General features: G+C 38.9%; 10 protein-coding genes and 1 pseudogene. 1 reads left to right on the forward strand and 10 read right to left on the reverse strand.

The annotated features are described in order from the left end of the window. Window positions 1-55: 55 nt before the first annotated feature. The 6 genes and pseudogenes from FEFB_RS09210 to FEFB_RS07415 all read right to left on the reverse strand — a co-directional run. Window positions 56-200 (reverse strand): annotated as a pseudogene (locus FEFB_RS09210) (type II toxin-antitoxin system mRNA interferase toxin, RelE/StbE family); the annotation flags it as partial. A gap of 245 nt (window positions 201-445) precedes the next feature. Next, complete coding sequence (locus FEFB_RS07390; RefSeq protein ID WP_047975610.1) at window positions 446-934, reverse strand: DUF805 domain-containing protein; 489 nt, start codon at window positions 932-934, stop codon at window positions 446-448. A gap of 123 nt (window positions 935-1057) precedes the next feature. Then, on the reverse strand, window positions 1058-1558 hold the full coding sequence (locus FEFB_RS07395; RefSeq protein ID WP_053068983.1) for a DUF805 domain-containing protein: 501 nt from the start codon (window positions 1556-1558) through the stop codon (window positions 1058-1060). Between the two features lie 172 nt (window positions 1559-1730). Then, window positions 1731-2189 (reverse strand): DUF805 domain-containing protein, encoded by a 459-nt coding sequence (locus FEFB_RS08335; protein ID WP_161795115.1) that lies wholly within the window; start codon window positions 2187-2189, stop codon window positions 1731-1733. Between the two features lie 133 nt (window positions 2190-2322). Then, window positions 2323-2781 (reverse strand): DUF805 domain-containing protein, encoded by a 459-nt coding sequence (locus FEFB_RS07405; protein WP_047975611.1) that lies wholly within the window; start codon window positions 2779-2781, stop codon window positions 2323-2325. An 890-nt stretch (window positions 2782-3671) separates the two neighbouring features. Next, window positions 3672-4625, reverse strand: a complete 954-nt coding sequence (locus FEFB_RS07415; RefSeq protein ID WP_053068985.1) for a restriction endonuclease — start codon at window positions 4623-4625, stop codon at window positions 3672-3674. A gap of 94 nt (window positions 4626-4719) precedes the next feature. On the opposite strand from FEFB_RS07415, the gene FEFB_RS07420 reads away from it, so the two are divergent. Continuing rightward, entirely contained in the window at window positions 4720-5274 is a 555-nt protein-coding gene (locus FEFB_RS07420; protein WP_255360193.1) for a restriction endonuclease subunit S, read from the forward strand. Here the strand turns inward: FEFB_RS07420 and FEFB_RS07425 are convergent. From FEFB_RS07425 to FEFB_RS07440, 4 genes are all read right to left on the reverse strand, one after another. Further along, the gene (locus FEFB_RS07425) at window positions 5266-6198 is read right to left on the reverse strand and encodes a site-specific integrase (RefSeq protein ID WP_047975614.1); all 933 of its coding nucleotides are present in this window, start codon (window positions 6196-6198) and stop codon (window positions 5266-5268) included. The genes FEFB_RS07420 and FEFB_RS07425 overlap by 9 nt on opposite strands. A gap of 137 nt (window positions 6199-6335) precedes the next feature. Continuing rightward, complete coding sequence (locus FEFB_RS08520; protein ID WP_047975615.1) at window positions 6336-7514, reverse strand: restriction endonuclease subunit S; 1179 nt, start codon at window positions 7512-7514, stop codon at window positions 6336-6338. Next, window positions 7507-9102 (reverse strand): type I restriction-modification system subunit M, encoded by a 1596-nt coding sequence (locus FEFB_RS07435; protein ID WP_047975616.1) that lies wholly within the window; start codon window positions 9100-9102, stop codon window positions 7507-7509. The genes FEFB_RS08520 and FEFB_RS07435 overlap by 8 nt, the downstream gene beginning before the upstream one ends. A gap of 21 nt (window positions 9103-9123) precedes the next feature. Continuing rightward, window positions 9124-12138, reverse strand: a complete 3015-nt coding sequence (locus FEFB_RS07440) for a type I restriction endonuclease subunit R (protein ID WP_047975617.1) — start codon at window positions 12136-12138, stop codon at window positions 9124-9126. Window positions 12139-12512: the final 374 nt, after the last annotated feature.

Consider the following 12512-nt stretch of genomic DNA (forward strand, 5'->3'; position numbering starts at 1 on the left):
ATTCTTTGGGTTTTTATTTTAAATTTTCTCGTTCGAATTAATTATAGAATCTGCCTTATTTTATCAGAACTTCATGCGGCCTGGTCGTGACTAACAGTAAAATCAACTCGTCATTATTCGAGCCGATAAACCACAATCCAGCCATCATACCGTTTTCCATAACTGCCATATCTTGCTGGATGAAATTCCCGATAACCTTGCTACTTTCCTTTTCAGGTATGGTCTTTAATGCGCTTTAGCTCGTTCACTAATTTCCGGGGTCACACGAGTCGAAACTGTTTTATTTTTGATAGTTGCAAGGCTCATCGACGCTCCTCCTTTGTTTACGAACGTATTAAACATTGCATTATAACTACGATTATTCAGCATAGCAAAGACTACTGCAAGAGAATCAATTATCTATAGCACAAATAAAGCCATTGACCGGTTGACGGCCAATGGCTTTTTAGATTTTATTAAAAGTACCCGTCGGCAAAATTTTAATCAAAAAATCCGCCAATACCAACACCAGTAAGACTGGAATTAGCCACAAAGGCATGCTGATATTACTCTCATAGACCTTCGTTTGGTAGTAATAAACGGCTAAGGATAGGCAGATTGCTACCGGTTCAATAGTGAAAGCCCAGGCCGTCAAGCCCGTATCGCGATAACGCCGATAGGAAATCGACAAAAACGGAATGACGTTAACCAACCAAAAAACCGTTAATAGAAAGGTAACTAGAACTAAGGTCACTAATACGACCCAATAAGCCTTCGAGTTGTCAGCAACCGACACAACCGTTTGCACCAAGTTACCCAATAGGTACAAGACCAACCAATAACCTAACAGACTAATCGCTGAGTTAATGAATATGACCGACCAATACTCCGAGCGAGAAGTCTGACCCCTAAAATGAAAATAGTTTTCCCAATATTTTTTATATGATTGTATCATCCTTCTCACCCCCTCTCCGGATAAATCAGCCTCCGACATTATAACATCAAGAAGCATTCTAAAAAAGCATTTTGGCCTCTTTAACACTAAAAAGCAGCCCGGCCGGGCTGCTTTGCACACAAATCAAGAACGGTGCCGACCGAAAGCATCGGTTGGTGTTAAGTTAATCACCAATAGGACAATTTCAACAATGACCCAAAGGATCATGAGCCAAAGAGAATTTGATGTACCGCTGCCATTAGCAGCGTGATAGGCATCGCTTAGTAAAGCTACTAGCGAAGCCCATGGCAAGAGATAAGCTAAAACGACCAGAATAAACCACCAGCCACTCAAGCCAGTGTCAATAATCCGTCGACTTTGCAAAGACAAATTGGGAATAATTGTTAGCAATTGATACAAAACAATAAAAACGACCGTAAAACCAGCCAAGCCAGTCGCTGCTTGCTCCTGATTGCCATTATTAAAGGCAGATTCCAGTGCAGCAAAGACTGAACCGTTACTAATCATTGTTACCAAAATACCAATTAAAATGTTAGCCAAGATAACCCACCAAAAATCAGACCGGGTTGACCGACCAGAAAAACGGAAATACTTCTTCCAATAATCCTTGTAAGCAGATAACATTTATATCTCCCATTTTACTTTTCTCTCAATCGTTCTTATCTTACCACGCTTCTTAAATCAGAACTACTAAAAAATGACTGATTTTTAACGCTTTAGTATCATAAGTCAACTTGCCTCAAAAAAATTATTGTCGTATAAAAAAGCCCGACCAACGGCCAGGCTTCAAAAAAAATTAACGTTTATGTGAAAAGCGATTAGTTCCGGCTAAGTTAATGACCAGAAGGACTAGTTCCACAACAGCCAAAGCTAAAAGCAAGAGGCCATTTTGAAAAATGGCATAAAAAATGACTAATACCCAAGCCACAACAGGGAGGGCAAACCAACGGGCGCTCAGTCCAGTATCCAAGATACGGCGGTACTGCAATGACAGGTTGGGAATAATGGTTGCTAAACCGTAAAATAGCGAAATAATCAAAGCCAACGCTGCTATCCCAACAACACCTAAACCAATGCCGGAAACATCATTGTCTAGCAGTTGTTGCGTCAATCCCCAAATGGATCCGCCTGTTAGCAAAAGGACCACAACCGTCAAGAGGATGTTGTCAAAGACCACTAACCAAAAATCAGCTAGACAAGCTCGACCAGAAAAGTCCAAATACTTTCGCCAATAATTTTTATATGCTTGTACCATAATCATTTGCTATCCGACCTTTCGAACTCTCTATTGCTCATTGTAGCACCAGCGTTGACGAATGTTTAGCACAAACCAAAAAAGGACCCACTTTCGTGGATCCTTTCCTGCAACTAACTTTTGTACGCTGAACTTATTTTTCTTTCTTGAAGGCATCTGTCTTAGACACGCTGATGACAAAAACAGCTAAGTTTAGGAAAAAAACAGCAGCTGTGATTGCGTTGTTTTGTGCCGCAGCACTAACTGACAAGAACTTGCCAATCACAACTAAGAGGAACCACCATGGGCTAAGACCTGTATCCACGATTCGTCGGTATTGCAGTGATAATCTGGGAATGAAGGTTGCCAATGCATAAAAGAGAGCCAGTAAAAGCAAAACGATTAATAGGCCTAACATTGGCGTATCGGCTTGCGTGAAACGCCCATGGTCGACATACTTCATAATTGGCCCAACAGCAACACCAGCAAAGACCGCTATCCAAAGTAACCAAATAATGGTATTGGCCAAAGTAAACCACCAATAGTCAGCTCGCGTTGTTCGACCGTTAAAGTTAACGTAATTCTGCCAGAACTTTTTGTACGCTTTAAACATTTTTTCTCCTTATCGCGTTACTGAAGTTAAAACCGCTCTGACTATTTTAGCATAAGACTTGGTATGATGACCAACGGGCTTAGTGGAGTCTGAAAAGAGAAAAGTTCAGATAGCAGTAAACCGTGACATACATGATACCTTTTCCGAAAATGATGAATGGGCTGAGGAACTGTTTTCGTTTAAGGCACTGTCGGCAACACCGCAAATGCCGATGGTTCGTTCTCGGGGATGCGATTATTTTGACATAGTAAACCTGATTTAAACGGGTCTGTTGAGTTTCATTAACACAATAATAATTAAACTGATTTATTACGCCTATTTGAACCATTCGGGCGCCTGTGTTTTGGCGCTGTTGCATTTTGATGGAATGTAATGTTGCCGCATTGCCATTGTTCATAGCAGTTAACCTCCTTTTGTACTAAGTTAGTGACATGAAGCTGCACTCGAAAGTTATCCGTGTGCCGCCCAAAAAAAGAATCGGTTAAGTGCTTGAAAACATACTTGATGCAAATGACCACCAATCGAATCAAGCTACTCATGTTCTACCTCCTTTCGTTTCGATACTTCATTTATAAGGTAAAAGCCAAAAATTCGCTAGCATTTTCCCACACTTTGTCGTCTAACTTCCCTAACTCTCAACTTACCGAACAAACCGACAATATTAGTCCGCATAAAAAGTATAAAAACTATTTTCTGCCAGGCTGATTTCATCAAAAATCAGCAAAAAAGGACAAACTGCAAGTAGTTTGTCCTTTTTCGGTGTTTTCAGTTGTCAAGCCCTTTTTTCAGATTGATGAAAAAAATCCTCCATGCTTTTTAGCAAGGAGGACTTGGGAAAACTTATATATTGTCGAAGACTTATTCACGGTGCCTTTCATCAGAAACATTACTTATTCAAAATAAAAATCACCAAGTTCATAGGTCTCAACTCGTTTGACAAAGAGTTGGTGTTTCTCAACTAAATCAACGACATCGTCTAAATCCAGCAAAGTAATTGGCGTTGACTTTGAAGGGTCCTTCGCTTCTTTTACCGCTGCTGGCGTAAAGTAATCCGTCGTAATCAAAATTCCGTAATCTGTTCCATTTTGAATTGATCCACGAAAATCACGAATATATTTATCACCGACTTGGTTATTGTAGCGTTTCGATTGAATTGCCACTCGAGTAGTCCGCAACTCATCACTGACAAAATAGGCATAACCATCTAAGCCATGGTCCTGTGAAAGCTTCACTCCAATTTCATCATCAATTTGAGCACCCATTTCCTGGATTAATCGTCGGCTAAACTTTTCGAACTTATTTGGGTCCATTTTACGTAATTGAACCTTAAGCTCTTCTTTCCAGCTTTCTGTACTGTCGCTAATATCATCAGAGTCATCATCTTCAGGTTCAGGATCAACAACTCGATTCTTGGGATTTTCAACTAATTTTTGAGTTTCTTTTTTCTTTTTATTCTTCTCTGACAACTCTTTCATCAAGGCATCTGTTGCTGCTCGAATTTTTCCCCCACTAGTTTGGCTTAAATCTAATTCCATTCCCTTTTCAGTTAAAATCAGAAATTTCCCTCTAGAATTTTCAATGCAGTCAAATAGCTGCAAACGCTTCACTGCAAAATTGAAAATGAAATTAAATGGTCGATAAGTGGTGCCAGTTTTTTTAGAAATTTTTTCTTCCTGAATCATTTCATCAGAAATTCGGTCATCCATTTGCGGCAACATATTTTTTGCCGACTTCTTTTCCATCTTGCCACCTGCATTTTGCAGCATTTGAAGCAATGCCATCATGACAATTCCTTCTTTTGTAGCGTTTTTAACGTGTTTTTTTGCTTTTAAATCGTCTTTCATCCCTTTTTACCTTCAAATCGTAATTAAATATAAAATACTTTTTTCACATACAACCATCATAACATTTCTTGAATAACTAAGATAATTTAGAATTATTTACAACACTTGGGAACAGCGTAAGTTGGGGGATATAGCGCCTCTTAGAGGAGGATATGCATTTAAAAGTAGTATGTTTACGAATCAGGGAGTCCCTATAGTGCGAATATCAAATATTCTTTCTAATGGAAGAATTGGAGGACAATTTGCATATTATCCAAAAAATGAGAACGATTCTAATTATGTTTTGCCAAATAAATCCACAGTTATCGCAATGTCCGGAGCTACTACAGGAAAAGTAGCTATTTTGTTTAAACCTGATAACACTAAGGTTTATCAAAATCAACGTGTTGGATATTTTCAAAGAAATGAACTAATAAATTATGGTTTTGTTTCAATTTTAGTAACGACACCTCATTTTAAAAATTTACTAAATTCAACATTGGTAACGGGAGCACAACCTAATATTTCACCAAAGGATGTAAATGATTTTGAATTTGAGATTCCTATATTAATTAATGAACAGGAGAAAATAGGAACAGTTTTTTCAAAAATAGATAACCTCATCACCCTTCATCAGCGTAGGCCGTATTTCCTTGTGAATTTAACTTAATCCCGACAATGATCGCATAACTAAATCAACATCCTTATTTTCTAGTTCTTGAATAATATGCAAATAGGTTTTTTGAGTTGTTGTCATACTGGCATGACCTAATCGTCTAGCTACACTGGCAATTGAAACACCTGCAAATAGTAGCAACGACGCATGTGTATGACGCAATCCGTGAATAGATATCACTGGTACTTCAGATTTTTCGCAAACACGAGCTAATATATTATTGATTGTTGAATTATAAATTTTTTCATCTGGGGCAACAAAGATTGGCTGTTCCTGTGGAAGTTCTTTCACCAACTCTGAAAATTGAATCACAGTCTGCCAATCTAATTGAATTTTTCGGACAGAAGAATGATTTTTCGTTGGCGAAAATCCTCCGTTACCTTTATAGTTCCATGTTTTGTTAACGGAGAGCATCTGGTGTGGAAAATCAAAATCCTTTGGCGTTAGTGCTAGAGCTTCTGAAAAACGCATACCTGTTTTGGCAACCAGCAGAATAAACCAATCCCAATTGATTTCTTGATCTAATTTCAGATTACTTAACATTGTCCGCAATTCAAACTGATTTAAATATTTTGGCTTTTTATCTCTGGGATGTTTCCCCTTAATAATGGCCTTTCTCGTCGGATCTCGCTCAACAAGTCCCTCGTCTACCGCATCAAGTATGGCTCCCTTTAACTGATGATGAAAATCCATCGTTGTTTGGCGCTCATGCTCTTCTGCATAATTATTTAATAATTGTTGGTATGAAATTCTTGTTAAATCCTCTAATTTCAAATCAGGCATGAGTTTGACTAGCCATTGGTGCGACATAATATATTTGGCCATTGTCACCTCCCGTATAGCGCCCTCTTTATAGACCGTAATCCATTGCTTATAGTAAACATGAAATTTTTCGTTTTTTGCTATCTTTTCTAACATAAATTCGCTCCTTTAGAATATGCATGTTAAGTTTATTATTCACTTCTTAAAAATTCCTGCGTGAACTAACCTCATTGTGCCAAACAAAGCGAAAAACACAAAAAAAGCAGGCCATGTGGCCTGCTTTTCTAATTTATTTATACAAACATTTTTTGTAATAACCCTTTTTTCTGTTCTTGCAAAGCGTCCAGCTTACGCTGATGAAGGGTGATGAGGTTGTCAAAGTGTTTGAGGAATGTACCTATTTGATGTTGTTCAACTACATCAGGTAAATATATTGTCATTTTAGACATCGTTTTCCCTGATACTTCTAGGAATGTAGAACCTGCTCCCATTTTTTCACCGTATTTTTTTAGCATCTTTGAAAGTGAAAAAATAAAATAAGTATCGAGTCTATTTTCATCAGGAACGATTGACTGGAAACCCTGATTCGTTGTACTGATTTTGCCTAGTATCGCTGTATTTCCAATCCCAGCCCTTGAGGTGAATAAAATTGTTCCAACGGGTAATAACTTTGCTGAACTTTTTGATAATCCCAATTTGGTGATGGTTTTTTTACTGTGAGAAACATAAATACTATCACCAATTTCAGCGGGAGTATACCAATCAATATCACCGTTCCAATAATCTTCTTCCGTAGTACTGGGTGTTCCACCTCCAACAATATCAGCAACCTCCCCCAACTTACGCTGTTCCCAATCGTCAGTAAAACCATTAAAACGAATTTCCGGAATTTTTTCGTCTTTTTTCGGAAACATTTTTTGCAATAAACTTTTTTTCTGTTCTTGCAGCAAATTTAACTTACGCTGATGAAGGGTGATGAGGTTGTCAATTTTGTCTATCAAACCGGATAGATTTTTCTGCTCGCTTATTTTTGTAGGAATTTCAATTTTTATATCACTCATAACATTATTCATGAGTTTAGGATTTCCTACATGCGAAACATATTTCCAAGCAGATTTATTTAGTATTTCTGCTATGGATTTGTTCATGTATCCATCATTGGATAGTAAAACGCCATTAACGTTAGTGCTATAAAACTTGCCATTACGGTATTTCACCGTTCCTGCATTGGCACCATCGGTTGTCCATGTTATTCCACCATCAAATAAATAGTCATGATAATAACCAAGTAAACCATTATTTTTAGTTTGAGATGAATAAACAGGATATGGGTTTACTAATGTTTTAATACTACTAACTTCAGAAACTGCTAATACTTGACCACGAGTTACTGTGAATAGTTCACGTACTTTACGCTGTTCCCAATCGTCATGAAATCCCTGAAATCGGATTTCCGGCACATTTTTATTCATGATTGCCTCCCGATAACAAGCTCTTTAATGAGTCAATAACCGCCTTGCTATCATCGTTTACGGCTAATTGATTAACCAACTCTAGCAATTCTGCTTCTTCTTTCTTAATATCGGCCTCGACCGAAACGATGTCTTGATTGACTTTGACCAAATCAATCGGCTCTTCTTCTTCAAAAGTGTCAACATAGCGTGGAATGTTGAGGTTGAAGTCATTTTCGCGAATTTCGTCCATCGTTGCTACATGAGCGTACTTTTCAACGTCTTCACGCTTCAAATACGTATCAACAATCTTTTCAATATCTTCTTGTCGCAACTTATTGCTGTTCTTTTGCTTCTCGAATCCCTTAGAAGCATCAATAAAGAGTACATCATCAGTGGCACGGTTCTTTTCAAGCACCATGATAATTGTTGGAATACTTGTATTCGTAAAGATATTGGCAGGCAATCCAATCACTGCGCTAATATTACGGTTTTCTAGCAAAGCTTGGCGGATTCGTCCTTCGGCTGCTCCTCGGAACAAAATTCCGTGTGGCAAAACAATAGCCATCCGACCGTTGTTATTCAAATGATACAGTCCGTGCAATAGGAAGGCGTAATCCGCCTTTCCCTTTGGAGCTACTCCAAATTTGAAACGAGGATCATCTTCACGGTTTTCCGAATCCCACTTTTGAGAATAAGGTGGGTTCGCCATAACAGCATCAAACATTCGAGGTGAATCAACCCCATCAACGGTTCCATCAGGCCAATCACCAGCTAGGGTGTCGCTGTTACGCAAATTGATATCGTTATACTCAACACCGTGCATCATCAGGTTCATCCGAGCCAAGTTATAAGTTGTCGTAATCAATTCCTGCCCATAGTACTTAATTGCACCCTGAACACCAGCATTCTTCATGTATGATGCCGTAGTGATCAGTAATGACCCTGAACCCATCGTGGGGTCATAGAGGGTATACGATTCCTGATTTTCCCGACCTGCAGTCAAAATTCGAGCCATAACATCTGAAACTTGGTGGGGAGTATAAAATTCTCCCGCTTTAGCACCAGAATTTGCAGCAAACATTCCAATCAAATATTCGTACAAGTCACCTAACACGTCGGCATCGGTATCCAACTCGATTTCATCCATCAAGTTAATCCAGTCCATCATTGTCGCAGCACGTGTCTGGGCGTTAGCACCCAATCGTGAAGACCCAAGGTCAATATCAGAAAAAATGCCGGCATAATCTGATTTTGCTTCTGGACTAACGCCATTATCAAAGCGTGTTAAAGCATCTTTGACCATCATGATATTGAACTTGTCAGTGTTGATGGCCTCCTTCCAATCGGAAAACATGTCCCCAGGTTCAATCACATAGCCCAAACGACTTTGCATGAAATTTTTTGCCTTTTCAGGGTCTTGCGCCCAAATATCAGCCCATTTTTCGCCTCGTAGCATTTCGTCAAGCCAAAGTTGCGCCTTTTCTGACAAGAACTTATAGAACATAATCCCAAAGATGTAGTTCTTATATTCTGATGGTTCGATTTTGCCTCGCGTTTCATTCAATGTTTTCCAAATCAACGCTTGTCTATCTGCTGTTAATGCCATTATTTACTCCAAGTTTAAATATTATAGTTTTGCAAAAAAGTCCTGGACACCATCTTCAAAATCAGCGATTTGAAAGAAACCTAACTGTTCGTCATTTTCAATTTGTTCTAACCTTGCCTTGAGCTTTGGATTATCATTCAATCCAACTCCCGGCAAAAAGTCTTCATACGCTGTAATAATTGCATTACCACTTAGATGATGGTCATCCGCCCAACGACGAATCATGAGTTCTTGATGGTCCGACCGGACAGTTTTTCGTGTTTGATCCAATGTCTCGGTATTAAAGGCAACACGGTATTTACCAGAAACGATACCATCCAAGATTTCAATGATTTCATTTCGCTCAGAATCACTCAATGCGGCAATATGCTTTTCAATCTCCGCACGCTTTGTATCGACGGTTTCCTTCATGTATTCATTGATTAATTCAACCAATCGGTCATAATCAATTATTTCACGACTATACAAATCAATCGCAATCTGGATATTCGTTAAGTCAATCTGTCTTTTAGGTGGTAATGTTCCGTTAACCTCATTCAGACGAGCCTGCAACGCACTAAACTGGTTATCATCTGCCAAATTTAGTGCAATCTTCTTTCCGTTATTATTGCCATTTTCATCAACATCATCGATTTCATCGCCGATATTATAGCCTTGCTGCACCAGTCGTTGCACTGAATGGTTGACATCTGCGGCTAACTGAACGAATTGTTCACGCTCTTTTTCAGACCGAGGATTGACACTGAAATCTTCCCCCGCCATTGTCTTCAGCTCTTCAATTTGTGGAATCAATTCTTGAATTTGCTTAGCTTGCTTCGGAGCCAGAATATCATCAGTGATTAAATCCTTTTCCATTTCATCCGTATCTTTATTCAACTTATCCTTATTAGGCTGTGTATCATTACCACCCTGGGTATAAATCATAAGAGCTTGCTTCACGCGGTCTTCCATCATCTCTCCCTTACGGAAGAAACGAACTTTCCCATGCGGTTTCGCACTGAGGTCAATCGTACGATTTGTTCGTGACATTGCCTGAATCAGCAAACCCTCTTTCAGGATTTTATCCATATAAATCGTATTGACATATTTCGAGTCAAATCCTGTCAGCAATTGGTCTGAAACAATAATCAAATCGAGTCGTTGAGGTGTTTCTACTTCTTGTTCTGCGGTCAGCTTTCTGTTGTAAGGTTTTTTGTGGGCAATTCTCTTTGTGACATCCGTTAGGTAAGCGCGTTCAGTATCTGAATCATTGAAAAAGTCATGGGTACCATAAAAGGTTGAATAATCATTAATGGCAGACTTTAGCGATTCTTGTAAATCAGAAGAACCCATTCCATTATCTTCATCACGAGAGTAAGTCATGGCCACACGCAAATTTGGCGCTAATTTTTTAAATAGATTGTAGTAGGCCACTACTGCCTGCTTACCAGAAACTGCTAACATGCCGTGGAATTGGTTGGGTTCTCGAATACCCATTTCAATGGGACCAGAATGATTTTCATTCCAGTGGTCGCGAATATCCTCGACCACCGCCTCACGGAATGGTAACGAAGTATAAACAGCTTTTTCCAATTCCTTCTCTGTTAAATCGCTATCCGCATCCTTTTCAATGGTTGGCGTGTAGTAAGAGACATCGAAGCCCAGGACATTTTGATCACTAATGGCATCTTTAATGGTGTAGCGATGTAGACGTTGACCAAAAACATCATATGTTGAAACAGCTCGTGTTGTTTTTACATCGTTTGCATCATCGCTATAAAAATTAGGTGTTCCCGTAAAAGCAAACCACGTTGTTTTTGAAAAAGCGTTTTTAATATGGGCGACCGCATCACCACTAGCAGAGCGATGCGCTTCATCCATCAAAATAACCATTCGTTCATCAGATTTCAAACCTGTTTTAACAGCCTTATCAAGCCCCTGGACCGTTGTTAAGAAAATATTAGACGGACCATTCTTTTGCTTTAAAGCTTTCTTAAGTTCATAACCTTTAACCACCTGAATCCGTTTTTCAAACGTTTTATAAGCAAATGACTTAAAATTTTCTGCCGTTTGGTTTACCAAATCAACACGGTCAACGATAAACAAAACGTGACGAACACGTGGCAAGGAAGCGAGTAGCTGGGCAACCTTAAATGATGTTACCGTCTTACCACTTCCGGTTGTATGCCAAACATAGCCGCCTTCTTTTTCAACAAAGCGATTATTCTCCATGACCCGCATCCGATCCATAATTGCTCGAGTTGCTTGAATTTGATAAGAACGCATCACCATCACATTGTCATTATCAGCATCCGGAATCATATTAACAGTGACTAATCGGTGCAGTGCAGGTATTCCCATTACCTGATGAATGAAAACCATAGCATCAGTGACATCGTTCCCATCATCGTCACGCCAACCAAACAAAAATTCCCTATTGTACTCCGTAGCATTTTTAGGCCGGGCAAAATAGTGGGCCGAATGCTGGGAAAGAACAAACATAACCTGCACGAATGAGAAGAGCCCCTCGTACATACCATCTGAATCATACTTCTGGAATTGCTCAAAGGCGCTCAGCTGATTAGCCCGTGTTTCATCCTTTTCTTCAACATGTCCAACTGGCAAACCATTAATCAACAACATAATATCGATTCGTCGGTTATGACCAAGAGTCCTTGGCAATTTATCAAAAGTAATCTGGTTAACAATCTCATAGCGAGAATGTCCACCAGCCACTTCATCACCATAAAAAATTTCAATTTCGAGTTGGCTACCATCGTCACGTGTTAGTGGCAGCGTACCAACCCCACCAGCACCCGCCAATAATAATTGGGCATCGTAAGGTGTTTTATTATGCGTCAGCTCCTGCTTTAATTTATCAAATTCATTATCAGAAAGAGGCTTATCCTTTAATTTGATTCGATTATTGTCGTTCAGCACCTCACGCCAGTTTTGCTCTAATACTTCTGCCTTTTTATTAGACAAATCTTCGCGGTAAGTCCAACCTTCTTTTTTAAGTTTTTCAATTACTGCTTTTTCAAATTTTTCTTCAGACATCGTTTTCCATCCCCGATTAACCTAATTATCAAACTTCACTCAGTACTTCAAAATTAATATATTTTTTCACATATTTTCTCTATTTTACCTGATAAACGCACTGTCTGCAGTGAATAGTTTCGTTAAACCGTTTGATAAATAAAAAGTAAGTCGGCACGTTTGGTCATGATATGCAGCTTCACTTTATTCTTTTAACTACCTCTTCAAGCGAATATCTCTTATCGACCTCTAATGCCGCAGCCAGCATTACTAATTCTTTTAGAGGAGGAATATTTTTACTTGACTCATGGTTACCCATCGCTTATTTTTTTAACCAAACGGCAGATTCTATAATTAATTCGAACGAGAAAATTTAAAATAAAAACCCAAAGAAT

The sequence above is a fragment of the Fructobacillus sp. EFB-N1 genome (assembly GCF_001038455.1).
Classification (GTDB): Bacteria; Bacillota; Bacilli; order Lactobacillales; family Lactobacillaceae; genus Fructobacillus; species Fructobacillus cardui.

Excerpts from the sequence above, each read along its gene's own strand:
- FEFB_RS07390 (WP_047975610.1), bottom strand. The coding sequence starts at position 934 with ATGATACAATCATATAAAAAATATTGGGAAAACTATTTTCATTTTAGG.
- FEFB_RS07395 (WP_053068983.1), bottom strand. The coding sequence starts at position 1,558 with ATGTTATCTGCTTACAAGGATTATTGGAAGAAGTATTTCCGTTTTTCT.
- FEFB_RS08335 (WP_161795115.1), bottom strand. The coding sequence starts at position 2,189 with ATGGTACAAGCATATAAAAATTATTGGCGAAAGTATTTGGACTTTTCT.
- FEFB_RS07405 (WP_047975611.1), bottom strand. The coding sequence starts at position 2,781 with ATGTTTAAAGCGTACAAAAAGTTCTGGCAGAATTACGTTAACTTTAAC.
- FEFB_RS07415 (WP_053068985.1), bottom strand. The coding sequence starts at position 4,625 with ATGAAAGACGATTTAAAAGCAAAAAAACACGTTAAAAACGCTACAAAA.
- FEFB_RS07425 (WP_047975614.1), bottom strand. The coding sequence starts at position 6,198 with ATGTTAGAAAAGATAGCAAAAAACGAAAAATTTCATGTTTACTATAAG.
- FEFB_RS08520 (WP_047975615.1), bottom strand. The coding sequence starts at position 7,514 with ATGAATAAAAATGTGCCGGAAATCCGATTTCAGGGATTTCATGACGAT.
- FEFB_RS07435 (WP_047975616.1), bottom strand. The coding sequence starts at position 9,102 with ATGGCATTAACAGCAGATAGACAAGCGTTGATTTGGAAAACATTGAAT.
- FEFB_RS07440 (WP_047975617.1), bottom strand. The coding sequence starts at position 12,138 with ATGTCTGAAGAAAAATTTGAAAAAGCAGTAATTGAAAAACTTAAAAAA.